22 protein-coding genes and 3 tRNA genes are annotated in these 23408 nt (G+C 73.8%); 8 read left to right on the top strand and 17 right to left on the bottom strand.

Annotated elements, in window-relative coordinates; all coding sequences use genetic code 11:
• Positions 1 to 12: 12 nt before the first annotated feature.
• Positions 13 to 1455: a 3-isopropylmalate dehydratase large subunit gene (leuC, locus tag SM450_RS03690; RefSeq protein ID WP_474618203.1), complete on the bottom strand. Its 1443-nt coding sequence runs from the start codon at positions 1453 to 1455 to the stop codon at positions 13 to 15.
• Positions 1456 to 1504: 49 nt separating this feature from the next.
• Here leuC and SM450_RS03685 point away from each other — a divergent pair, with 49 nt between their 5' ends.
• The gene (locus SM450_RS03685; protein ID WP_281584509.1) at positions 1505 to 2191 is read left to right on the top strand and encodes an IclR family transcriptional regulator; all 687 of its coding nucleotides are present in this window, start codon (positions 1505 to 1507) and stop codon (positions 2189 to 2191) included.
• A gap of 184 nt (positions 2192 to 2375) precedes the next feature.
• Here SM450_RS03685 and SM450_RS03680 read toward each other — a convergent pair.
• From SM450_RS03680 to SM450_RS03665, 4 genes are all read right to left on the bottom strand, one after another.
• Positions 2376 to 2448 (bottom strand) — tRNA-Glu (locus SM450_RS03680).
• Between the two features lie 149 nt (positions 2449 to 2597).
• Positions 2598 to 2670: transfer RNA gene (locus tag SM450_RS03675), tRNA-Glu, on the bottom strand.
• A 76-nt stretch (positions 2671 to 2746) separates the two neighbouring features.
• Positions 2747 to 2818: transfer RNA gene (locus tag SM450_RS03670), tRNA-Gln, on the bottom strand.
• A 108-nt stretch (positions 2819 to 2926) separates the two neighbouring features.
• A complete protein-coding gene (locus SM450_RS03665; RefSeq protein ID WP_281584510.1) occupies positions 2927 to 3730 on the bottom strand; it encodes a fumarylacetoacetate hydrolase family protein in 804 nt (267 codons plus the stop codon).
• A gap of 174 nt (positions 3731 to 3904) precedes the next feature.
• Between SM450_RS03665 and SM450_RS03660 the strand changes: the two genes are divergently transcribed.
• Positions 3905 to 5320 carry a hypothetical protein gene (locus tag SM450_RS03660; RefSeq protein ID WP_474618202.1) on the top strand — a complete coding sequence of 472 codons (1416 nt, stop codon included), beginning with the start codon at positions 3905 to 3907 and terminating at the stop codon, positions 5318 to 5320.
• Positions 5321 to 5354: 34 nt separating this feature from the next.
• Positions 5355 to 6233, top strand: a complete 879-nt coding sequence (locus SM450_RS03655) for a 3-methyladenine DNA glycosylase (protein WP_474618201.1) — start codon at positions 5355 to 5357, stop codon at positions 6231 to 6233.
• 49 nt (positions 6234 to 6282) lie between these two features.
• On the opposite strand, the gene SM450_RS03650 is transcribed toward SM450_RS03655, so the two are convergent.
• The 8 genes from SM450_RS03650 to SM450_RS03615 form a co-directional block, all read right to left on the bottom strand.
• Positions 6283 to 7470 (bottom strand): cellulose binding domain-containing protein, encoded by a 1188-nt coding sequence (locus SM450_RS03650; protein WP_474618200.1) that lies wholly within the window; start codon positions 7468 to 7470, stop codon positions 6283 to 6285.
• Positions 7471 to 7581: 111 nt separating this feature from the next.
• Positions 7582 to 8007 carry an alternative ribosome rescue aminoacyl-tRNA hydrolase ArfB gene (gene arfB, locus SM450_RS03645; RefSeq protein ID WP_281584514.1) on the bottom strand — a complete coding sequence of 142 codons (426 nt, stop codon included), beginning with the start codon at positions 8005 to 8007 and terminating at the stop codon, positions 7582 to 7584.
• A 9-nt stretch (positions 8008 to 8016) separates the two neighbouring features.
• On the bottom strand, positions 8017 to 8313 hold the full coding sequence (locus tag SM450_RS03640; protein ID WP_474618199.1) for a hypothetical protein: 297 nt from the start codon (positions 8311 to 8313) through the stop codon (positions 8017 to 8019).
• Between the two features lie 88 nt (positions 8314 to 8401).
• On the bottom strand, positions 8402 to 9262 hold the full coding sequence (locus SM450_RS03635) for a S1C family serine protease (RefSeq protein WP_474618198.1): 861 nt from the start codon (positions 9260 to 9262) through the stop codon (positions 8402 to 8404).
• Between the two features lie 45 nt (positions 9263 to 9307).
• Positions 9308 to 10267 (bottom strand): VWA domain-containing protein, encoded by a 960-nt coding sequence (locus SM450_RS03630; RefSeq protein ID WP_474618197.1) that lies wholly within the window; start codon positions 10265 to 10267, stop codon positions 9308 to 9310.
• Complete coding sequence (locus SM450_RS03625) at positions 10264 to 11253, bottom strand: DUF58 domain-containing protein (RefSeq protein WP_474618365.1); 990 nt, start codon at positions 11251 to 11253, stop codon at positions 10264 to 10266. The genes SM450_RS03630 and SM450_RS03625 overlap by 4 nt, the downstream gene beginning before the upstream one ends.
• Positions 11254 to 11342: 89 nt before the next feature.
• Positions 11343 to 12392 (bottom strand): AAA family ATPase, encoded by a 1050-nt coding sequence (locus SM450_RS03620; protein WP_474618196.1) that lies wholly within the window; start codon positions 12390 to 12392, stop codon positions 11343 to 11345.
• Between the two features lie 192 nt (positions 12393 to 12584).
• Positions 12585 to 13106: a hypothetical protein gene (locus tag SM450_RS03615; RefSeq protein ID WP_474618195.1), complete on the bottom strand. Its 522-nt coding sequence runs from the start codon at positions 13104 to 13106 to the stop codon at positions 12585 to 12587.
• A 287-nt stretch (positions 13107 to 13393) separates the two neighbouring features.
• On the opposite strand from SM450_RS03615, the gene SM450_RS03610 reads away from it, so the two are divergent.
• Positions 13394 to 14386, top strand: a complete 993-nt coding sequence (locus SM450_RS03610; protein WP_474618194.1) for an endonuclease/exonuclease/phosphatase family protein — start codon at positions 13394 to 13396, stop codon at positions 14384 to 14386.
• Between the two features lie 8 nt (positions 14387 to 14394).
• Here SM450_RS03610 and cimA read toward each other — a convergent pair whose 3' ends face one another.
• Positions 14395 to 16011, bottom strand: coding sequence for a citramalate synthase (gene cimA / locus SM450_RS03605; protein ID WP_474618193.1), 1617 nt, complete (start codon positions 16009 to 16011; stop codon positions 14395 to 14397).
• Positions 16012 to 16288: 277 nt separating this feature from the next.
• Between cimA and SM450_RS03600 the strand changes: the two genes are divergently transcribed.
• Together SM450_RS03600 and SM450_RS03595 are read left to right on the top strand one after the other, a co-directional pair.
• A complete protein-coding gene (locus SM450_RS03600; protein ID WP_474618192.1) occupies positions 16289 to 16753 on the top strand; it encodes a PRC-barrel domain-containing protein in 465 nt (154 codons plus the stop codon).
• Between the two features lie 66 nt (positions 16754 to 16819).
• Positions 16820 to 17551 (top strand): tyrosine-protein phosphatase, encoded by a 732-nt coding sequence (locus SM450_RS03595; RefSeq protein ID WP_474618191.1) that lies wholly within the window; start codon positions 16820 to 16822, stop codon positions 17549 to 17551.
• A gap of 48 nt (positions 17552 to 17599) precedes the next feature.
• Here the strand turns inward: SM450_RS03595 and SM450_RS03590 are convergent, their stop codons facing one another.
• On the bottom strand, positions 17600 to 18697 hold the full coding sequence (locus SM450_RS03590) for a branched-chain amino acid aminotransferase (protein WP_474618190.1): 1098 nt from the start codon (positions 18695 to 18697) through the stop codon (positions 17600 to 17602).
• Between the two features lie 189 nt (positions 18698 to 18886).
• Positions 18887 to 19918: a 3-isopropylmalate dehydrogenase gene (locus SM450_RS03585; protein WP_474618189.1), complete on the bottom strand. Its 1032-nt coding sequence runs from the start codon at positions 19916 to 19918 to the stop codon at positions 18887 to 18889.
• Between the two features lie 218 nt (positions 19919 to 20136).
• Between SM450_RS03585 and SM450_RS03580 the strand changes: the two genes are divergently transcribed.
• Positions 20137 to 21009, top strand: a complete 873-nt coding sequence (locus SM450_RS03580) for an FAD:protein FMN transferase (protein ID WP_474618188.1) — start codon at positions 20137 to 20139, stop codon at positions 21007 to 21009.
• A gap of 334 nt (positions 21010 to 21343) precedes the next feature.
• On the top strand, positions 21344 to 21700 hold the full coding sequence (locus SM450_RS03575) for a hypothetical protein (protein ID WP_474618187.1): 357 nt from the start codon (positions 21344 to 21346) through the stop codon (positions 21698 to 21700).
• Positions 21701 to 21761: 61 nt separating this feature from the next.
• On the opposite strand, the gene serA is transcribed toward SM450_RS03575, so the two are convergent.
• Positions 21762 to 23360, bottom strand: coding sequence for a phosphoglycerate dehydrogenase (gene serA / locus SM450_RS03570; protein WP_474618186.1), 1599 nt, complete (start codon positions 23358 to 23360; stop codon positions 21762 to 21764).
• Positions 23361 to 23408: the final 48 nt, after the last annotated feature.

Below are 23408 nucleotides of genomic sequence, written 5' to 3'. Positions count from 1 at the left end.
TCGGCTGCCCTTCTACAGGTCGGCGGGGGCGGCCAGCCGGCCGACCACGGCGGTCGCGGCGGCGACCGGCGGGGACACCAGATGGGTACGCCCGCCCCGGCCCTGGCGGCCCTCGAAGTTGCGGTTGGAGGTCGAGGCCGAGCGCTCGCCCGGCTTCAGCGTGTCGGGGTTCATGCCCAGGCACATCGAGCAGCCGGCGAACCGCCACTCGGCGCCCGCGTCGGTGAAGACCTGGTCCAGCCCCTCGATCTCGGCCGCCTCCCGGACCGCGGCGGAACCGGGGACCACGAGCATGCGTACGCCCTCGGCGACCCGGCGCCCGCGCAGCACCTCGGCCGCGGCCCGCAGGTCCTCCAGCCGCCCGTTGGTGCAGGAACCGACGAAGACCACGTCCACGGCGAGGTCGCGCAGCGGCATGCCGGGGGTGAGGTCCATGTATTCAAGCGCCCGGCGGGCGGCGACCCGCTCCGGCTCGGTGACGAACTCCTCCGGGTCCGGCACCGCCGCGCCGAGCGGCACGCCCTGACCGGGGTTGGTGCCCCAGGTGACGAACGGGGTGATCCGGCTCGCGTCGAGCGTCACCTCGGTGTCGAACGTCGCCCCCTCGTCGGTGGGCAGCGTCCGCCAGTGTTCGAGCGCCGCGTCCCAGTTGGCGCCCTGGGGCGCGTTCGGCCGCCCCTTCAGGTACGCGAACGTGGTCTCGTCCGGCGCGATCATGCCGGCCTTGGCACCCCACTCGATGGACATGTTGGCGATCGTCATCCGCCCCTCCATGGAGAGTTCGCGGATCGCCTCGCCCCGGTACTCCACGATGTGACCGCGCCCGCCGCCGGTGCCCACCTGCGCGATCAGCGCGAGCACCAGGTCCTTGGCGGTGACGCCTGGCGCCAGCTCGCCGACGACGTTCACCGCCATGGTCTTCGGCCGGGCCTGCGGCAGCGTCTGGGTGGCGAGCACGTGCTCGACCTCGCTGGTGCCGATGCCGAACGCGAGCGCGCCGAACGCGCCGTGGGTGGCGGTGTGCGAGTCGCCGCAGACGATCGTCATGCCCGGCTGGGTGAGACCGAGCTGCGGGCCGATGACGTGCACGATCCCCTGGTTCTCGTCGCCCAGCGGGTGCAGCCGTACGCCGAACTCGGCGCAGTTGCGGCGCAGCGTCTCGATCTGGGTGCGGGAGGTGGGGTCCGCGATCGTGAGCAGGTCGCCGCGTCGGGCGCGGAACGCCGGGTCGTCGTACCCGGTCGGGGTGTTGTGGTCCTCGGTCGCGATCGTCAGGTCGCGCCGGCGGACCCCGCGCCCGGAGAGGCGGAGCCCGTCGAACGCCTGCGGGCTGGTCACCTCGTGCAGCAGGTGCAGGTCGATGAAGAGCAGGTCCGGCTCGCCGTCGGCGGAGCGGACCACGTGCGCGTCCCAGACCTTCTCGGCCAGGGTCCTCGGTTGAGTGACTCCCACCATCTGGACATCCTAAATTCTGGGAGGTAAATTTCGGCTTGTGGGACACAGTATGAGCGGTGTCGGCGTTCTCGACAAGGCGGTGGTCATCCTGGCCGCCTGTGTCGACGGCGCCAGCCTGGCCGAACTCGTTGAACGCACCAAGCTGCCCCGAGCCACCGCACACCGGTTGGCGCAGGCGCTGGAGATCCACCGGATGCTCGTCCGGGACACGCAGGGCCGATGGCGCCCGGGCCCACGCCTGGGCGAGTTGGCGAACGCGGCCCCGGACGTGCTGCTCACCGCGGCCGAGCCCCTGCTCTCCGCGTTGCGCGACGCCACAGGTGAGAGCGCCCAGCTCTATCTGCGTCGCGCCGACGAGCGCATCTGCGTGGCCGCCGCCGAGCGTGCCAGCGGTCTGCGGGACACCGTCCCGGTCGGCTCGGTGCTGCCGATGACTGCGGGTTCGGCGGCGCAGATCCTGCTCGCCTGGGAGCCCCCGGAGGCGGTCATGCCGCTGCTCCCCCGGTCCAAGTTCACCGGCCGCACCCTCGCCGAGGTGCGCCGACGTGGCTGGGCCCAGAGCGTGGCCGAGCGGGAGGCCGGTGTGGCGAGCGTCTCGGCCCCGATCCGGGACCGCACGGGTCGGGTGATCGCCGCGGTAAGCATCTCCGGCCCGATCGAGCGCCTCGGCCGCCGCCCCGGCGAACGTCACGCCATGGCCGTAGTCCGAGCCGGCCAACGCCTGTCCGGCCTCTGACCCACCCACCCCCGCCCACCCCCGCCTTCACGGGTTGATCATGAAGTTGGCGGCATTTTTGATCTCCCTGACTGCCGCCAACTTCATGATCAACGCGGCGGACGGCGGGGTGGGGTGGGGCCGGGGGGTGGGGGGGGAAAGGCAGACGGCCCGCCTCGCGGAGCGAGACGGGCCGTTCGATACGTAGCCCCGACCGGATTCGAACCGGCGCTACCGCCTTGAGAGGGCGGCGTCCTGGGCCACTAGACGACGGGGCCAGGCACTTTTCCTGCTTCACCAACCCTCGCGGGCGGTGCGGCAGTAGTCTAGCGGCACCAGGTCCGGCGCCGCCGCCGGGGGTCACCTCCGCACCACCGGAAACAACAGAACAGCCCGCCCCGGAAAACGGGACGGGCTGACGGTGCTGTAGCCCCGACCGGATTCGAACCGGCGCTACCGCCTTGAGAGGGCGGCGTCCTGGGCCACTAGACGACGGGGCCAGAACTTTCGTGTGCACTCCGGCAGCGGCAACTGCCAGAATCCAGCGGCCGAGATTCTCACGAACCCGCGGCTGCGCTGGGGTACCAGGACTCGAACCTAGACTAACTGAACCAGAATCAGTCGGGCTGCCAATTACCCCATACCCCATTGGCCCCTTGCGGCGCCGGGAACGAACTTTACCCTTCCCGTGCCGACAGGCCAAATCCAACCCCCCGAACCGCACCTGAGCTGCGGAAACGGGGGCATCGGACCGGATCAGGCGACCGGGACCACCGGGTTGCTGAGCTCCCCGATCCCCTCGATCCGCACCGTGACCGTATCCCCCTCGGTGAGCGGGCTAACCCCCGCCGGTGTGCCGGTGAGCACCACGTCGCCGGGCAGCAGCGTCATCACGTGGGAGATGTACGACACCAGGCCGGGCACGTCGAACACCATGTCCTTGGTCCGGCCGAGCTGGCGCACCTCCATCTCCTCCGGGTTGCGCCCCACCTCGCAGCGGACCTCCAGGTCGCGGACGTCCAACCCGGTGGTGATCCACGGCCCGATCGGGCAGAACGAGTCGAAGCCCTTGGCCCGGGTCCACTGCCCGTCCGAGCGCTGGAGGTCCCGCGCGGTCACGTCGTTGGCGCAGGTGTAGCCGAAGATGGCCCGCTCGGCGGCGGCCCGGTCGGCCCGGCGCGCGCCGGGAGCGCCGATGACCACGGCGAGTTCCGCCTCGTGCTCGACCTGCTTGGAGAAGATCGGCAACCGGATCGCGTCCCGCGGGCCGATCACCGAGGTGGAGGGTTTGAGGAAGAGCAGCGGCTCCTTCGGCACCTCGCTGCCGTGCTCGGCGGCGTGCTCGGCGTAGTTACGGCCGACACACACCACCTTGCTGGGCAGGATCGGCGAGAGCAGCCGTACGTCGGAGAGCGCCCAGCGGGCGCCGGAGAACTGGATCTGCCCGAACGGGTGGCCCTCGATCTCGGCGATGGTCAGGCCCTGCGGCCCGGCCTCCATCTCGCCCTCGACGACCCCGAACGACATTCCCTTGGCATGAGCGAAACGAGCGATGCGCACCCGGCCAATCTATCCCCGCCCGCCGGACCGGCCGTCGGACACCGGCAGGTGACACCCGGCACGACCGGAAAGGGCGCAGGGTACGCCGGATCTCGCCGGCCGGGGCGGGAATGACGGCTTCGTACCCGCCCGGCAGGCCCCGGCCCATAGCTTCGGGACCGGAGGTTCGTTGGTATGCCTGCATCGAGACGACACCACAGGACCCTGGCAGTGCTTGTGAACTGCCTCGGCGTCATCGCCGCCGTGCCGGCGCTGACCCCGGCGGCGCTCCGGGCGACCGTCGCACCCGGCCCGTCGGCTCCACCACCGGCCGTGGCTGCCGCAGCCGCCCGGCCCGCCGCGGCGGCCACCCCGATCCCGACCGGCGTGCCGGCGGCGCCCCCGGCGGTGCCGACCACCGGCCCGGCGCCGGTGCAGCCGTCGATGCCGCAGGTGAGCGTGGCCGTCGGCGCGGCCGGCACCCCGGCGCCGGGTTACCGGATCGAGGTCCGCAACGCCGGCACGGGCATGGTCGAGACGATGGTCCGGCAGGAGATGCCGGGCGACGCCCGGGCGACCACGGTGACCGGCGGCGGGCACGCCACCGGCGCGGGCGGGGTGAGCGGCGGCGCCATCGTGTGGCGACTGCGGCTGCCGGCGCGGAGCACCACCACACTGCACACCGCGCTTGCGGTGACCGGTCCGGGCACTGCGGTGACGGCTCCCGCCTGCGTCTACGGCACCGACGGCACCCGCCCGTACGACTGCGCCACGGCGACCTGGGTGGGCGGGGCCACGGCACCGGCCGCGCAGGCGACGGCGGCCCCGGTGTGGCGCCGCCCGCCGGTGCTGCTGGCCGCGCTCACCGCGCTGCTGGTGCTGATCGGCGGGGCGTTCTGGTGGGCATTCCGGCGACGCCGGCAGCGCCCCGGCCCGGTGCCTCCGGCCACCGCCACAGCCGGCACGGGCCCAACCGGCGCAGGCCCGAGCCCGGTGGGCACCGGGGTGGCCGGTCCGGCCGACCGGGGCACCGTCTACCCACGCCCGGCGCTCCCCACGCCCGCGTCCCGCCGTCGCCGGCCGCCGGTCTGGGTGGCGGTGGGCCTGGCGGCGGCGGTGCTCGCCGGCGTGGTCGGCGCGGCGGCGTGGAGCGCGACGCAGCGGGTCTCGGCGATGGACACCACCAAGCAGCCGACGAGTGGCGCGTGGGTGGGCAGCAGCGTCACCGGAACACTCGGCGTGCCGCTGCGGGAGACCGCGTTCGAGTTCACCGTCTACCGGATGAGCTGCGGCACGGCTGTCGTGCCGACCGCCCCGGGCGGCGGGCGGCCCTGCCTGGCCACGGTCGGCGTGCGCAACGTCACGTCCGAGCAGCAGACGTGGCACGGGCAGTTGCAGCGCGCGTACCTGCCGAGCGGCAACTGGGTGGCCGCCGACGAGGACGCCACAAGGGTGGCGAACCTGGGCCGGGACGTGTTCGCCCAACCGGTGGCCGCCGGCCGGCGGGTGCTGCTGCCGCTTGTGTTCACCGTGCGCGGGGCGCAGCCGCCGAAGCAGTTGGAGCTGCGTAGCGGCGTGTTCTCCGCCGGCGTGCGGGTGGACGTGGACTGATCGGGGGCCGGGCGGCGGTGCGTACCCTGGGTTCGTGACCGCCGCCCTCGCCCCCGCCGTGCTCGACGCGGCCGACTGGCGGGCCCGCCGGCGCGACCACGAGGAGCGGGCGGACGCCTGGCTGGCGCCGCACCTGGCCCGCCGGCGCACCGGCGGAAAGCACCCGGTGGAGGACTTCCTCTTCACCTACTACTCGCACCGCCCGGCCCAGTTGCGCCGCTGGCATCCGGGTGCGGGCGTGACGCTCCGGGACGCCGAACCGGCGGAGTTCGGCCCGGACTACACAGTCGGCCCCGCCGGGCTCACCCTCGACACCGATCGGGTACGCGCACGTCGCGCCGAGTCGATCGGCTGGATCCGGGCGCTGCTGGCCGCCACCGCCGGCCGGCCGGCGCAGTTCGGCTGCTTCGGCATGCACGAGTGGGCGATGGTCTACCGGCAGACCCAGGAGCAGGTGCGGCACAACGCCTGGCCGCTGCGGCTCGACCCGGAGGCGACCGCGGCGGTGGTCGAGGAACGGGGCGTCAGGTGCAGCCACTTCGACGCGTTCCGCTTCTTCACCGCGCCGGCCCGGCCGCTCAACGTGCTCCAGCCGAGCCGGGAGCGCCAGCACGAGTTGGAGCAGCCGGGCTGCCTGCACGCCAACATGGATCTTTACAAGTGGTCGTACAAGCTCTCCCCGCTGGTGCCGTCGGAGCTGGTGGCGGACGCGTTCGCGCTGGCCCGGGAGATCCGGACCCTGGACATGCGGGCCAGCCCCTACGACCTGGCCGACCTGGGCCACCCGCCGGTGCGGGTGGAGACGCCGGAGGGCCGGGCCGAGTACGCCACCGCGCAGCGCGGGTTCGCCGGGCGGGCCGCCGTGCTGCGGGCCCGCCTGCTGGCCGCGTTGGACCGGTCCGACCAGACCTGACTCCCGTCCGGCCGACCCCGCCGAGGCGGGGCCGGCCGGACGCGGACGGTCAGCCGAGGGCGCAGACCGGGGTCGGCGGCGGGTTGGGTACCGCACCGGTGGCCAGGAAGCCGAACGTGGCCTCGGCGCCCGGGGCGAGCGCGCCGTTGTAGCTCGCGCTGCGGGCGACCACCGCCGCCCCGCCCTGCGCCACCTGGGCGTTCCATGCCTGGCTGACCTGCTGGGCGCCGGGGAACGAGAAACGGACCACCCAGTACGGGATGGCCACGGCGCCGGTGTTGCGGACCGTCACCTCGGCCTGGAAGCCGCCCGGCCACTGCCCCACGGTGCGCCAGGTGGCCGTGCAGCCGCCCACGGTCTGGGTCGGCGACGGGCTGTCGGTGGGGTGCGGGGGTCCGGTCGGGCTCCAGGTCGGTGACGGGGTGGGCGTGGGCGACGGGCTGTCGGTCGGATACGCGGGGCCGGTCGGGGTGGGCGACAGGCTGAGCGACGCGGTGGGCGCCGGGCTCGTCCGGCGCAGCGCGGCGGTGAGCGCCGGATACCACCTGTCGGACATCTTCTGGTCACCGGCGGCGTTCGGGTGCACCCCGTCGTACGTGTCGGTGGCGGTGCTGAAGCCGGTCCACTGGTCCACCACCACGATCGGCGAGGCGGCGGTGGTCTTCCCCGCCGCCCAGCCATCGATGGCGGCGTTGAGCGCGACGGTCCGCTGCCCGCACTCGGCGCAGCTCGCCGGGTTCATCGGGATGATCTTCGCGACCAGCACGGTGGTGGCCGGGTTGGCGGCCCGCATCTGGTCGACGAGCTTCGAGTACGCCGCCAGGATCGTGCTCGGCGCGATGTTGCTCCACACGTCGTTGGTGCCGAGGTGCATGAGCACCACGTCCGGGTGGGTGGCGGCGAGCCAGCCGGGCAGCAGGTTCTGGTTGGCGATGTTCGTCGCCAGGTAGCCGCCGTGGCCCTCGTTGTCGCCGTCGTAGGGCGTGCCGCAGCCCTGCGGGCCGAGGGTGCCGACGAAGTCGACGTCGGTGTAGCCGGTGGACTGGAGGCGGTTCCAGAGCACGGCGCGCCAGCAGCCGGGCGATCCGGTGATGGAGTCGCCGAGCGGCATGACGCGGATCGGGGCGGCAGCCGCGGCGGCCGGTTCGGTGGCGGAGGCGAGGGCGAGGCCGAGGGCGAGGACGGGCAGCAGCGCGGCGAGCGCGGTGAGCGCGGCGCGCAGGCGGTTTCGGGACATGCGGCGGGGACTCCTGTCACGTGACGGATCATCGGTGACGGCCCTGACGCTCCCGTACGCATTGAAGCGCTTCGACGCCCGCGACTCAACCCTCCGGGTGGACCGACACGGTCAGTCGCCGTCCACCCGGCGGTCACGCTTGCGTTGGGACTGGCGCTTCTTCTCGGCCAGCCGGCGCTCCTTGGCGCCCCGGGACGGGCGGGTCGGCCGGCGCGCCTTCGGTGGCGGGGCGACCGCCTCGCGCAGCAGCGCGGCCATCCGCTCCCGGGCCGCCTCCCGGTTGGCCAGTTGCGCGCGGTGCTCGCTCGCGGCCACCGTCAGCACGCCGTCGACAAGCCGGCCGGCGAGCCGGCCCAGGGCCCGTTCCCGCAACGCCTCCGGCACGCTCGGCGAGCCGGCCAGGTCGAAGCTCAGCTCCACCCGCGAGTCGGTGGTGTTGACGCCCTGCCCGCCCGGCCCGGAGGACCTGGAGAACCGCTCCCGCAGCTCGGCGGCCGGCACCACCAGCCGGTCGGTCACCCGCAGTCCGTCGTCCACGCCCCGAGGCTAGCGTCCCGGCCGGTGACCCGGGGTGGCGGTGGCGGTCGGGGTGGGGCTGGCCCGTTCCTCGCCGGAGCCGGACGCCGCGTACGCGGCGGCGCCGACAAGCAGCAGGGCGATCACGGCGGCCTTGACCGCCACGCCCCGGATCGCGGCCCAGGCGTTGCGCCGCGCGCCCGGCACGCTGGTCCGGACCGTCCGATAGTCCTTCCAGCCGCGCTTGGCGCGGGCGTACGACGCGCCGACTCCGGCGCCGATGACCAGGCCCACCAGCAGGAGGGCCGCGATGACAGCTTGCTCCACCTCCGCCAGTATTCATACTCAGCGTGATATTTCCATGATCCGATGCTCCCCGGCCGGATATCCGACAGTTCCGGCTTGTCGGCGCAGGTCAGCCGCCCCGGCCGATGATGGTGTCGGCGGTCTGCTGCACCTGGTCGATCGGGATGGCGAAGCCGATGCCGATCGACCCGTTCCCGTCGATGGTGGCGATGGCGGTGTTCACCCCGACCACCTCGCCGCGCGCGTTCACAAGCGGCCCGCCGGAGTTGCCCGGGTTGATGGAGGCGTCGGTCTGCACCGCGGTGTGCCGGCCGTTGCCGATCCGGACCTGCCGGTTGAGCGCGCTGACGATGCCGGCGGTGACCGTGCCGGAGAGCCCCAGCGGGGAACCGACCGCGAGCACCGGCTCGCCCACCCGGGTCGCGTTCGCCTTGGCCAGCGGCAGCGGTGGCAGCCCGGCCGACGCGGGGACCTTGAGCACGGCCAGGTCGCTGTCCGGCGCCCGGCCCACCACCTCGGCGGCGAACCGCCGCCCGTCCGAGGTCTCCACCGTGACCGGGCCCGAGCCGCCCCGGGCCAGGATGTGGTCGTTGGTGACGATGTGCTGCTCGTTGTCGATGGCGAAGCCGGAACCGGACGCCCCCGCGCCTGTTTTTCCCCCGACCATCACCGAGACCACCCCCGGCACCGTCTTGCCGGCCGCGGTGACCAGTTCGGCCGGCACCGGCGCGGCGACGGCCGCCGACGGGCCCGGCGCGTCCCGGTCGGCCGCCCAGGTGCCGGCCGCCGCGCCGGAGACGGTGGAGAGCGCCACCACCGCCGCCGCGCTGAGCAACCGGCCGCGCCAGCTCCGCCGCCCCGCCGGCCCGCCGGATCCGGGTACGCCGGACCAGCCGCGCCCGTCCGGGTCCAGTTCGGGCGAGACGAACCACGGGCCGCGCGGCTCGCCGAGTCCGGTCTGCACTGCCATGCCTGGCTCCTCACGTGTCGTGGGTCGTCCGCCTCGGGTGTTCGGTCAGGGCAGTCGGGAGAACCACCGCAGCGATCCGGCGGCGGCGCCCATGGCCAGGACCAGCCCGAAGCCGATGAAGCGGGCTGAGATGTCCTGCCGTTGGGTGCGGTAGCCGACCGAGGTGCCGATGTCCTCGTAGACGTCCTTCAGCTCGCGGCTCGTCGACGCCTCGTGGAAGCCGCCGCCGGTCGCCTCCGCGACCGCCTTGAGCGTCTGCCCGTCCACCGGCACCTGGATCGCCCGGCCGCCCCGGTCCACCGACCCGCCGGGCGTACCGAACGAGATGGTGTGCACCGGCACCTTCGCCGTCACCGCCTGGTCGGCCGCCTCCATCGGGTCCATCCCGGAGGTGTTCGCCCCGTCGGAGAGGATGATGATCCGGGCCGGCGGCGGATTCTTGGCGGCGCTTGCGTCCAGGCTCTTCACCGCGCCCAGCGAGGTGCTGATCGCCTCGCCGATGGCGGTGCCCTGCACTCCGGTGATGCCCTCGGCGAGCCGCTCGATCCCCTCGTGCAGGGCCTCGCGGTCGGTGCTCGGCGGCACCAGCACCGCGGCGCTGCCGGCGAACGCCACCAGGCCCACGTTGAACTCGTCCGGCAGCCCGTCGACGAACTTCCGACCCGCCTCCTTGGCCGCAGTGAGCCGGTCCGGGTCCACGTCGCTCGCGAGCATCGAGGTGGACACGTCCACCGCGACCATCACGGTGGCCCGTTCCCGGGGCACCCGCACCTCCGCCTCGGGCCGGGCGAACCCGACCACGAGCAGCGCCAGCATGGCCAGGAAGAGTCCCGCCGGGACGTGCCGCCGCCAGGCCGGCCGGCGCGGGGCCACCCGGTCCAGCAGGCGCAGGTTGGTGAAGCGGACCGCGTACCGGCTCTGTCGCCGCTGGAGCACCAGGTAGCCGGCGACGAGCGCGGCGACCGCGAGCAGCAGCCAGAGGCGGGCGGGCGACTGCCAGCTCACGCGGCACCTCCCCGGGCGGCGGCCGGCGCGGTGGCCAGCCGGCGCTGCTCGTGCACGTGCCGGACGACGTCCGCGCACCAGTCCCGGTCGGTGCGCAACGCCAGGTGGGTCGCGCCGGCCCGGCGCAGGATGCGGCGCACCTGGTCGCGCTGGGCGGCGGCGGCCCGCGCGTACCGCTCGCGCAGCGCCCGGTCACCGGTCCACACCTCGCGGTGGCGCCCGCTCTCCGGGTCGACCAGGGTGACCAGCCCGACGTCGGGCAGCTCCAGCTCGCGCGGGTCGGTCACCTCCACGGCGAGCACCTGGTGCCGCGCCGCCAGCCGGCGCAGGGCGACCGCCCAGGGCGGCGGCGCGTCCGGGTCGTCGGGCAGCTCGTCGAGGAAGTCGGAGACGACCACCACAAGCCCCCGCCGGGTGGCCACCCGCTGGAGCCCGGCCAGGCCGTCGGCCAGGCCCGACGCCGGGGGCCCGCCGCGGTCGTCGACCCGGCGCGCCGCGCGCGACTCCGGCGGATCGCCGGTACGCGGGGCGCCGAGCAACGCGCGCAGCAACCCGAGCAGATGGGTACGCCCGCTGCGGGCCGGGAACCGGCGCAGCCCGTCCGGGGTGAGCACCTGGGCCCCGAGCCGGTTGCCCACCCCGGCGGCGAGGAAGCCGACGCAGGCGACCGCCGCCACCGCCAGCTCCCGCTTGTCCAGGGTGGACGTGCCGTACTCCATACTCGGGCTGGCGTCGACGAGCATCCAGGTGGTCAGCTCCCGGTCGGCGTCGACCTCCCGCACGTGCGGGACCGTGGTCCGGGCGGTGACCGCCCAGTCCATCCGGCGCACCTCGTCCTCGCCGGCGCGGTATTCGCGGCTGCCCGCCGCCTCGCTGCCGGGGCCGGGCAGCAGGCCCCGGTACCGGCCGTGCAGCAGGCCGTCGAGCCGCCGGGTCACCGTCAGCTCCAACCGGCGCAGCCGCTGGTCGGGGGCGAGGTCGCCGATCCCGGGATCGACGGCGCAGAGCCCGGCGCGGGCGGCGACGCCGGCCGCGTGCGCGCCGGTTTCGGTGGGCGCGGGGGCGGACCGGCGGGTCACGCCGCTGCCAGATCGGGCGCCGCCGGCGCCGGACCGGTCACCAGCCGGGGCGGCGGCACCGCCTCGACCAGGCGGCGCACCACGTCCTCGCCGGAGACCCCGTCGGCCACCGCGTCGAAGGAGAGCACCAGGCGGTGCGCCAGCACGTCCACCGCCAGCTCGCGCACGTCCTCGGGGAGCACGTAGTCGCGCCCGTGGATCAGCGCGTGGGCGCGGGCGGCGGCCACCAGGCCGAGCGTGGCGCGTGGGCTCGCCCCGTACGCCAGCAGCGGCGCGATCTCGGGCCGGCCGAAGCGCCCCGGGTCGCGGGTGGCGAGGATGAGCCGGACCACGTACTCGGCGAGCGCGTGGTGGACGAAGACGTCGGCGGCGCGGCGTTGGAGCTCGCGCAGCCGGACCGGGTCGAGCACCGGTCGCGCGGTGGGGCGCTCGGCGCTCATCCGGTAGAGGATGGCCAGTTCGTCGGCGTCACTCGGGTAGTCGACCACGACCTTCATCAGGAACCTGTCGCGCTGCGCCTCGGGTAGCTGGTAGACGCCCTCCGACTCGATCGGGTTCTGGGTGGCCAGCACCAGGAACGGGTCGGGCACGGGCCAGCTCCGCCCGGCGATGGAGACCTGCCGTTCGGCCATCGCCTCCAGCAGCGCCGACTGCACCTTGGCCGGGGCCCGGTTGATCTCGTCGGCGAGCACCAGGTTCGCCATGATCGGTCCCAGCTCCACGTCGAACGCCTCGGTGGACGCCCGGTAGATCCGGGTGCCGACGATGTCCGACGGGACCAGGTCGGGGGTGAACTGGATCCGGGAGAACGTGCCGCCGACCACTGTGGCGAGCGTCTGCGCGGCAAGCGTCTTGGCCACCCCCGGTACGCCCTCAAGCAGGCAGTGGCCGTCGGCGATCAGGGCGGTGAGCAGGCGGTCGACGAGTCGATCCTGCCCGACGATCACGCGTTTGACCTCGAAGAGGGTCTGGTCCAGCTCGACGCCGCTCGCGTCCGCATCGACCGGGCTGGGCACGCTGGCCAGGGTGTCCGAGATGTCCGTCACGGTGCTTGCTTCCCGTGCCGGACCGGGGACAAACGTCGGATTATCGGCCCCACTGCCACCCGGGACGGGCCGGACCGGGAGAAGCTCCCCGACCGGGCGGCAACGACCCGAACCAGGGACGCGCGGACCGGATCGGGACGGAACACGACACCGGCCCCCACCGTGGCGGGGGCCGGTGCGCGGCGGGACGGATCAGCTCGTGACCACGATGTGGAAGCCTCGCGGCGAGGGCGAACCGGCGGAGGTGCGGGTCTGCACGAAGACCGCGTTCGGGGTCAGCAGGCGCGGCGCGACGGAGATCTCGCCGGCGGGCGGGACGTTCGCCGAGTCGTTGGTGCCGATCGTCGCCACGTACGCCTTGTGGCTCACGTCGTAGTCGAGCAGCACCTGGTACTGCCCCGGCCACACGCCCGGCCCGGGCGCGAACCGGAACGAGGACACCACGTTGCCGGAGTGCTGCAACAGCGTCCCGGTGGACGACACCACCGCCCAGGCGACCTGGCCGGAGGCCGGCGGCGCCAGGGTGGCCCGCATGGCCGACCGGGCAGCCTTCTGCTCGGTGGCGCTCACCGTCGGCTGCTGCCCGGTCGCCCGGGCCGGCTGGCCCGCCTTCGACTCGGGCTGGGCGGCGACCGCGATCCCGCCGCCGGCCACGGTGAGGGCCAGCGCAGCGAGCGCCACAAGCGTCGCCTTGCGTTTGAAGAATGTAGCCATGACAGATCCCCTCGATAGAGCGTGGTGATACGGCGAGTGCGCACAATTGCGGATCATCGGGTATCCGCTTTCGGTCAGCACCGCTGCTGAGCTGGCATTACACGGAATATTGAGGCGCCTCAACCAGGTGGAACCTAACACCGAAAAATGGGGCGGTCAATAGCGGATACCGCATGCTCGACACCCGTAGAAAACTCGTCATAAATTGCGAGAGAGAAACGCTCGACCATTCACGAAATTGCTTCACGGGCAGCGCCGACAGCCCGTTCGCCGGTAGCCTCACCGTGATGATCACGCTTGACGATCCGCCGCGCCCTGGCGTCCGGGGCGGCCGGTGGGCGACGGCGGTGTGCTGGTCGGCGGTCGCGCCGGTGGCCGCCTGGGCGGTGCTGCGGCTGGCCGGGCTGGAACGGGGCCCGCTGGTGCTGACGACCGCGTTCACGCCGTACGTCGCCGCCGTGGCGCCGGTCGTGGCGGTGCTGGCGCTCGCGCTGCGACGCCGCGCGCCCGCAGTGGTCGCGGCACTTGCCGCGCTGGCGCTCGCCGGCGCGGTGGCGCCACGGGTGGTGGCCGACGACCAGCCCCCGGCCGACGGCCCGACGCTGCGGCTGCTCACCGCGAACCTGCGTCTGGGATCGGCCGACCCGGCGGCGCTCGTGGCCCTGGTCCGCGCGCACCGGGTGGACGTGCTCACCGTGCAGGAACTCACCCCACAGCTCGCCGCCGACCTGGACCGGCTCGGCCTGGCCACCCTGCTGCCGCACCGGTCGCTGAGCCCGGAGGTGGGCTCCACCGGCTCCGGCCTGTACGCCCGCCATCCGCTGCGCGACCCCGGCCACCGGCGTCACCGGAGATGGTTCCTCACCCAGGCGTACGCGACCCTGACGGTGCCGGGAGCGCCGCCGCTGCGGGTGGAGTCGGCGCACCCGGGCGCGCCGTACGTCCTCGACGCGGTGCCGCAGTGGTGGACCGACCAGCGCGCCCAGCCGCCGGCCACCCCGACCGCCGGGCTCAGCGTGCTGGCCGGCGACTTCAACGCCACGCTCGACCACGCCACGATGCGCCGGCTGATCGCGACCGGCTACACCGACGCCGCCGACGCGGTCGGTGCCGGGCTCGCCGGCACCTGGGGCCCGTACGACGGCGACCCGATCCCGCCGATCACCATCGACCACGTGCTCGTCGACAGGCGCATCGCGGTCCGCGCCGCCGGCACCCTGCCGGTGCCCGGCAGCGACCACCGCGCACTGCTGGCCGAGCTGCGCCTGCCGGCGGGGTGAGACGGGTGTTAAGCGGGGCCCCTTCCTCTACCGGAGGCGTTAAGCGGGGCCCCCGCCTTGCTGAGGCCGTAGGTGAGCGCGTCGACGAGCGCGTGCCAGCTCGCCTCCACCACGTTGGGGTGCACGCCGACAGTGGTCCAGTCCCGGCCCACGCCGGCCGTCTCCACGAGCACCCGGGTCACCGCGCCGGTGCCGTGACTGCCCTCCAGGATGCGCACCTTGTAGTCGGCCAGCTCGAACTCCCGCAGCTCCGGGTAGTGCCGGGCCAGCCCGACCCGCAGCGCCTCGTCGAGCGCGTTGACCGGGCCGTTGCCCTCGGCGGTGGCGATCACCCGCTCGCCGCGTACCCGGATCTTGACGGTCGCCTCGGAGACCACCGCGCCGTCCTCACGGTGCTCGACAAGCACCCGGTACGACTCCAGCGCGAACGGCCGGGCCGGCGCGGCGTCCGGCAGCTCCGAGCGGACCAGCAGCTCGAACGAGGCGTCGGCGGCCTCGAACGACCAGCCGCCGGCCTCCAGCTCCTTGACCCGCCCGGTGACCCGGGACAGGGCGTCCGGATGGCCGGCGAGGTCCAGCCCGAGCTCGCGACTCTTGAGCTCGATGCTGGCCCGGCCGGCCATCTCGGTCACCAGGATCCGCATGTCGTTGCCCACCACCGCCGGGTCCACGTGGTTGTAGAGCAACGGGTCGACCTTGATCGCGCTCGCGTGCAGCCCCGCCTTGTGGGCGAAGGCGGCGGCCCCGACGTAGGCCTGGTGGGTGTCGGGGGCGATGTTGGCGATCTCGGCGATGGCGTGCGAGACCCGCACCATCTGTTCCAGGCAGCCCTCCGGCAGGACGGGCATGCCGAGCTTGAGCTGGAGGTTCGCGACGATCGCGAAGAGGTCGGCGTTGCCGGGGCGCTCGCCGTACCCGTTCGCGGTGCCCTGCACGTGCCGCACGCCGGCCTCGACCGCGGCGATGGTGTTTGCCACCGCGCAGGCGGTGTCGTTCTGGGCGTGCATGCCGAGCTGCTTCGGCGCGATCCCGGTCCGCGCGACCAGATCGGCGATCACGGCGGTGACCTGGGAGGGCAGCATGCCGCCGTTGGTGTCGCAGAGCACGAACCGCTCGGCGCCGGCGGCCAGCGCGGCCTCCGCCACGGCGGCGGTGTAGCCCGGGTCGTGCCGGAAGCCGTCGAAGGTGTGCTCCCCGTCGACGAAGACGCGCCGTCCCTGCGCCACCAGATAGGCCACGGTGTCCCGCACCATCGCGAGGTTCTCCCCGGCAGTGGTGCGCAGCGCCCGCTCGACGTGCCGCAGGTCCGCCTTGGCGACGAGCGCCACGGCCGGGGTCTGCGCGTCGAGCAGCCCGCGCACCTGCGGGTCGTCCTCGACCGCCACACCGGCCTTGCGGGTGGCGCCGAACGCGACCAGGACGGCGTGCCGCAGCTCCAGCTCGGTGCGCGCCCGGTGGAAGAACTCGGTGTCCTTGGGCACCGCGCCCGGCCAACCGCCCTCGATGAAGCCGACCCCGAGGTCGTCGAGCAGGCGAGCCACCGCCAGCTTGTCGACCACCGAGTAGCTGAGTCCTTCGCGCTGCGCGCCGTCGCGCAGCGTCGTGTCGTACACCTGGAAGGTCATCGGAGTCCTCTTCTCGTGCCTGGGGAGAGCAACAAAAAGACCCCCCGCGAATGCGGGAGGTCTGCGCGCTCGGCGAGGGGAAAGGCCGGCGCGCTAGCTGCTAATGATCAGGACGGAGCTGGTCACGACCGGTACTCTGCCACCTCCGCCGGGTTCTGGGAGCCGTAATCCACATTCCGGGACGCCGCTGCCGGGTTGGTGCCCGGACCGGGTGGGTAACCCGGTCGAAGGACAGCGTCGCTGCGACGGCCACCGCCGTCGGGACGGGAGTGGGCAGATGGAGAGACTGGACCCGCACGCCACGCACGCCGGCACCGAACCGGTCGTCGACGACGGTCGGGGCGCGGTCGCCGGCGGCGCCCCGGGCGGCGCGTTCGACCCGTGGCGCTACCGGGACGAGGCCGGGGTGGCAAGCGCGGACCTGACCGGCTACAAGGTCGAGGCCACCGACGGCGGCATCGGGAAGATCGACCGCGCCAGCCACGACGTCGACGACAGCTACCTGGTCGTCGACACCGGCCCGTGGATCTTCGGCAAGAAGGTCATGCTGCCGGCCGGCACCGTGAACCACGTCGACCACGACGAGCGGAAGGTCTTCGTCGACCGGGACAAGGACCAGATCAAGGCCGCCCCGGAGTACGCCGAGGCCGACCACGCCGACCCGGCCTACCGGGACAAGCTCGGCGGCTACTACGGCGAGAACCACTCCGCGCTCCCGCCCGACGGCCCGCCCCGGAGCTGACACACGACACCGGCAACGGCCGGCGGGGGCACACCGATGCCGCCGCCGGCCGTTACCGTGTCAGGGATGGACGCCCCGGAGAATCCCTTCCCCGCGTTGTTCAACTTCCGCGACGTGGGTGGCTACCGCACCCGTGACGGGCGCGCCGTCCGGCGCCGCCGGCTCTACCGCTCCGACTCCCTGCACCGCATCGACGAGACCGATCGGGCGGCGTTCACCGCGCTCGGCATCCGCACGGTCATCGACCTGCGCCGCCCCACCGAGGTCGAGCGCGACGGCCGGGTGCCGGCCTACGACGGGCTGACCTACCGGCACATCCACCCCGAGCACGAGGACTGGGCCGCCCGGCGGTACGAGTCCGCCGACGTCAGCCTGGCCCGCTACCTCGCCGACAGGTACGCCGACCTGGCCCGCACCGGCACCGCGGGGCTGGCCGAGGCGGTCGGCCTGATCGCCGACAGCGCCAACGCCCCGGTGGTGGTGCACTGCGTCGCCGGCAAGGACCGCACCGGCATCGTCTGCGCGCTCACCCTCGCCGTGCTCGGCGTGCCGGACGCCGACATCGTCGCCGACTACGCGCTGAGCACCGCGGCGTCCGCGCGGTTCGGCGCCTGGGTGCGGGCCACCCTGCCGGACGCGGAGGAGCCGCCACCGCCGTTCCTGGCCTCCCCCGCCGAGGCGATGGAGCTGTTCCTCGCCGAACTGCGCGCGGGCCACGGCTCGGTCGAGGGCTACCTCGCCCACGCCGGCGTCACCGACGAGCAGCTCAGGGCACTCCCGGCCCACCTGTTGGAGTGACCGCGTGGCCGGCGTCGCCCGGGGGCGCCGCCGGCCACGGTGCGGCCGTCAGAGCACGCGGGTGACCCAGCCGTGGCGGTCCTCGGCGCGACCCCGCTGGATGTCGACAAGCTGCTGCCGCAACGCCATCGTGGTGCGGCCCGGCTCGCCGCCGCCGACGAGGAACTCGCCGTCCGGGAAGCGCACGCCACCGATCGGCGTGATGACCGCGGCGGTGCCGCAGGCGAAGACCTCACGCAGCCGGCCGCTTGCCGCGTCCGCCTGCCAGTCGGCGAAGGAGACGGGCCGCTCGTGCACCGCGTGCCCGGCCTCGGCGGCCAGCGTCAGGATGGCGTCGCGGGTGATGCCCGGCAGGATCGTGCCGCTCAGCGGCGGCGTGACCAGGGTGCCGTCGTCGTAGACGAAGAAGACGTTCATGCCGCCCAGCTCGTCGACGTACCGCTGCTCCACCGCGTCCAGGAAGACCACCTGGTCGCAGCCGGCCTCGATCGCCTCGGCCTGGGCCGCGAGCGAGGCGGCGTAGTTGCCGCCGCACTTGGCCGCGCCGGTGCCGCCGGGCGCGGCCCGGGTGTAGTCCGGGGAGACCCAGAGCGTCACCGGCTTCACCCCGCCGGCGAAGTAGGACCCGGCCGGCGACGCGATGACGCAGTAGAGGTATTCGTTTGCCGGGCGGACCCCGAGGAAGACCTCGCTGGCGAACATGAACGGACGCAGGTAGAGGCTGGCGTCCTCGTCCTCCGAGATCCACTCCTTGTCGATCTCGACCAGCCGGCGCAGCGACTCCACGAACGTCGCGGGCGGCAGCTCCGGCATGGCCAGCCGTCGGGCGGACGCGACGAAGCGGGCCGCGTTGGCCTCCGGGCGGAACATGGTGACCGCCCCGTCGGCGGTCCGGTACGCCTTCAGGCCCTCGAAGATCTCCTGCGCGTAGTGCAGCACCGCGGTGGCCGGGTCCATCGGGATCGGCGCGCGCGCCTCGACCCGGGCGTCGTACCAGCCCTTGCCCTCGGCGTAGCGGACGGTGACCATGTGGTCGGTGAACACCCGGCCGAAGCCGGGGTTCGCCAGCAGTGCGGCCCGGTCGGCGGCGGATACCGAAGCGGAATTCGGACGGATCTCGAAATCGAGCATGTCACCACCGCTCATCGCGCTGACCTCCCTGCGGTCCCACGGCGCGCGGGATCGCACGCCGACGTCACTGGTGCCAGAAACTTACCCCGAACGGTCGTTCAGCGGATAGCTCCGCCCCCGCACATCGACGATGCCAATCGGGAGGTGCTGGCCCGGAAACGGGTCCGGCGGCCCGGATCCGGGTCGCCGGGAGGATCGGCCCGGTCAGGCTACGGCGTGGCCGGCGAGGCGGTCGCCGACCTCCTCGGTGCGCAACGACGCCCCCGGAGTGCGCCCGGCCAGCTCGGCGGCGACCGCGGCGGTGACCCGCGCGGCGGCGTCGGCGTGACCGAGCTGGTCGAGCAGCAGCGCGGCGGAGAGCACGGCGGCCACCGGGTCGGCGACGCCCTTGCCGGCGATGTCCGGCGCGGAGCCGTGCACCGGCTCGAACATCGAGGGGTAGCGCCCCTCCGGGTTGATGCAGCCGCTGGCGGCCAGCCCGATGCCGCCGGTCACGGCCGCCGCGATGTCGGTGAGGATGTCACCGAAGAGGTTGTCCGTCACCACCACGTCGTAGCGGGACGGGTTGGTCACCAGGAACATCGCCGCGGCGTCGACGTGCTGGTACTCGGTGGTCACGTCCGGGTGCTCGGCGGCCACCTCGGCGAACGCCCGGGACCACAGCGAGCCGGCGTGGGTGAGCACGTTGGTCTTGTGCACGAGCGTCACCTTGCGCCGTTCCCGGCGGCCGGCCCGCGCGAACGCGTCCCGGATCACCCGCTCGACGCCGTGCCGGGTGTTCAGGCTCTCCTCGGTGGCGACCTCCGCCGGGGTGTCCCGGTGCAGGCTGCCGCCGGCGCCCGCGTACAGCCCCTCGGTGCCCTCACGGACCACCACGAGGTCGACCTCGCCGGGCTTGACGGCGGCCAGCGGGCCGGTCACGCCGGGCCAGAGCCGGGACGGGCGGAGGTTGACGTACTGGTCGAAGGCGAACCGGAGCTTGAGCAGCAGACCGCGCTCCAGCACGCCCGGCGGCACGGTCGGGTCGCCGACCGCGCCGAGCAGGATGGCGTCGTGGCCGGCCAGCTCGTCGAGGACGGTGTCCGGCAGCACCTCGCCGGTGCGGTGCCAGCGCGCGGCGCCCAGGTCATACTCGGTGGCCTCGATGCCGGGGAGCACCGCGTCGAGGACCTTGCGGGCCTGCCCGACCACCTCGGGACCGATGCCGTCACCGGCCACCACCGCGATGCGTGCCACCTGGCGCTCCTCACCTCGTCGTTCTGCGCAACGGTACGTCGCTGTCCCGCCCCCCGGTACGAATCGTCCAACATTCGGGACATGCGATGCACAGCATGCTCCCAGCCGGCATTCATGACGCGGTCATCTCCACTGCTTAGGGTCAGGTCAACCGGGTCGACGGGCGCCCGGGACGGCATCGCCGCGACGCCGCGGCGGCCAGCGAGGGGGCGGGTGTCATGCGGATCGACCAGCGGCGGGCACACTGGGCGGACGAACAACCCCGGGCCCGCTGGGTCGACCAGTCCGCGTTCCACCAGCCCCGCCCCGACCTGCGCCTCGGCGCCCGCAGCCACCGGGTGGAACGGGCCGGGGCCACCGCCTACGACCGGATCGCCGTCCGGCACACCGTGAGCACCTCCACCGCGGAATACACGCTGCTGCTCAACGCGCCCGACTGGCTTGGCCACCGGGGCGTCGGCGAGGCGCTCCGGGACGCCGTGGCCGAACTGCGCGCCATCGACCTCACCTACGGCCCGAACCAGCCGGACAGCCTGGTGTCGCGCCTGCGCCGCGACGAGATCAGCCCCGACTCGTACCCGCCGCTCGCCGACCTGGTGGACCGCTGCGCCGCGATGCGGGCGGCGACCGACGGGTGGTTCGACGCCTGGGCGGTGCCGGGCGGCTTCGACCCCGGCGGCCTGCTCGGCGGCTGGGCGGTGGAGCGGGCCGCGGCGCGGTTGCGGGCCGCCGGCATCCACGACTACGCCGTGCTCACCGGCGCCGACCTGACCGTACGCGGCCACGCCGCGCACGGTGGCCCCTGGCGGGTCGCGGTGCACCACCCGACCGACGCGCGCCGGGCGCCGCTGGTGCTGGAGATGACCGCCGGCGCGGTGGGCACCTCAGGGGTCACCGGTCGGCGCGGGCACGTCGTCGACCCGCACACCGGCGAACCGACCGACCGGCTGGTGGCCGCCACCGTGGTCGGCCCCGACCTGGCGGTCGCCGACGCCTACGCCACCGCCCTGTACGCCGCCGGCCCGGCCGGGCTGGCCTGGTTCCACGACGGTTCGGACTATCGGGCGCTCTTCGCGCACCACCGCCGCTGACCCGTCGCCACGCCCCGCGCTCGCATCCGGGGCGTGGGCCGCGATCGGCCCCCGCGGTCTCGGCAACGACCGTGGGGGCCGGTCAGCGACGAGTGCGCGTGGCTCGCGCAATCGAGGGGTGCGGGCCGACCGGCCGCACGCCCGACCGCGCCACCCGAAGACGGGCCGGGAAATCGACTCAGCCGAGCACCGCACCGGTACGCTAGCGAATCGACGCAACTCGACGCAAGAGTCTCCACACCGGACCTCCCGGTTTCGTGTCGACAATCAGCAGGTGAATCCCCGGGGCGGGGCAGAAGTGACGTGCGCCGCCCGGGATGGCACGCTGTCCGCCGTGAGTTTCGATCTGAGCGTGTGGGCCCTGCCGGACGGGGCGACACCGGAACAGGTGCGGGCATCGGTGCGGCAGTGCCGCGACGGGTGGCACAGCGGGCAGCACCCCGACCCGCGGGTGGTGGGCTTCTACCGGGCCATCACGGCGCGCTATCCCGACCGTCCGGCCCGGCCGGGCACGCCGTGGGAGGTGGCGCCGCTGCACGCGGCGGCCGACCACGTCGAGATGAACCTGCACCCCACGTGCCCGGACCAGGTTCTGCTTGACATCGAGCGGCTGGCCGGCGAGCACGACCTGATGCTCTTCGACGCGCAGGACGGCTCGGTCTACCCGCCACCGGCCCGCGTCCGTTCCTGACCCTCCGGAAGGGACGAAGGGCCCGGCCGCACCGGCCGGGCCCCGATCAGTCCTGTTCGGACTACTCGTCGCGCAGGTCCGCCGCGCTTGCCGCGACCGCGCCGATCGAGTCGGCCGCGGAGGTGAGCAGGTCGGCGCCGAGCGCCTGGTCCACGGTGAGCGTCATGAGCGTCTCACCGCCGGCCTCCCGCCGGGCCACCTGCATGGCGGCGATGTTCACGCCGGCCTCGCCGAGCAGCGTGCCGACCGTGCCGACCACACCGGGCCGGTCGACGTAGCGCAGGAAGACCAGGATGCCCTCCGCGCCGATCTCCACGTCGAAACCGTCCACCTCGGTCAGCTTGAGCACGTCGCGGGCACCGGAATGGGCCACCGTGCCGGAGACCCCCACGGTCCGCCCGTCCGGAAGCGCGCCGCGCACGGTCACCAGGTTCGGGTGGTCGGCGGTCTCGGCCGGCGTGGCGAGCGTGACCTCGACGCCCCGCTCGGCGGCCAGGTGCGGCGCGTTGACGTAGGTGACCTGCTCCTCCACCACGGAGCTGAACAGCCCCTTGGTGGCGGCGAGCTTGAGCACCGACACGTCGTGGGTGGCGATCTCACCGCGCACCTCGACGGTGACGCTCGCGGCCACCCCGCCGGCCAGGGCGGTGAAGGCCCGACCCAGCTTCTCGGCCAGCGGCAGCAGCGGCCGGACGTCCTCGGCGACGACGCCACCGGCCTGCACGTTCACCGCGTCCGGCACGAACTCGCCCTGCAACGCGAGCTTGACGCTCTTCGCCACCGCCAGGCCGGCCTTGTCCTGCGCCTCGTTCGTGGAGGCGCCCAGGTGCGGGGTGGCCACCACGTTGTCGAACGCGAACAGCGGCGAGGAGGTGCAGGGCTCCTTGGCGTACACGTCGATGCCGGCGCCGGCGACCCGGCCCTCGGCGATCGCGTCCGCGAGCGCCTGCTCGTCGACGAGCCCGCCCCGGGCGGCGTTGACGATCCGGACGCCCGGCTTGACGATCGCCAGCTCCTTCTCGCCGATCAGGCCCACCGTCTCCGGCGTCTTGGGCAGGTGGATCGAGATGAAGTCGCTCTCCCGCAGCAGCTCCTCCAGGCCCACCAGGCGCACCCCGAGCTGCGCGGCCCGGGCCGGCTGGATGTACGGGTCGTACGCGATCAGCCGGGTGCCGAACGCGGCGATGCGGGACGCGAACAGCACGCCGATGCGGCCGAGGCCGACCACGCCGACGGTCTTGCCCTGAAGCTCCACGCCCGTGTACTTCGACCGCTTCCACTCACCGGCCTTGAGGGCGGCGCTGGCGCTCGCGGTGTTGCGGGCCACCGCGAGCAGCAGCGCGACGGCCTGCTCGGCGGCGGAGACGATGTTGGAGGTGGGAGCGTTGACCACCATCACGCCCCGGGCGGTGGCGGCGGGCACCTCGACGTTGTCCAGGCCGACGCCGGCCCGGGCGACCACCTTCAGCCGGGGCGCCGCGGCGATCGCCTCGGCGTCGATCTGGGTGGCGCTGCGTACGATCACCGCGTCCGCCTCGGAGAGGGCGGAGAGCAGGGCCGGGCGGTCGGTGCCGTCCACGTGGCGCACGTCGAAGTCGTGCGCGAGCACCTCGATGGCGGCGGGGGCGAGTTCTTCGGCGATCAGTACGACAGGATTCATCGGTCCTCGTAGACGCTCGGTATCGGTTGGCCCGGGGCGTCGGGACGC

This window comes from Micromonospora marincola (assembly GCF_056150385.1).
This window is presented reverse-complemented; position numbering and strand designations above follow the sequence as displayed.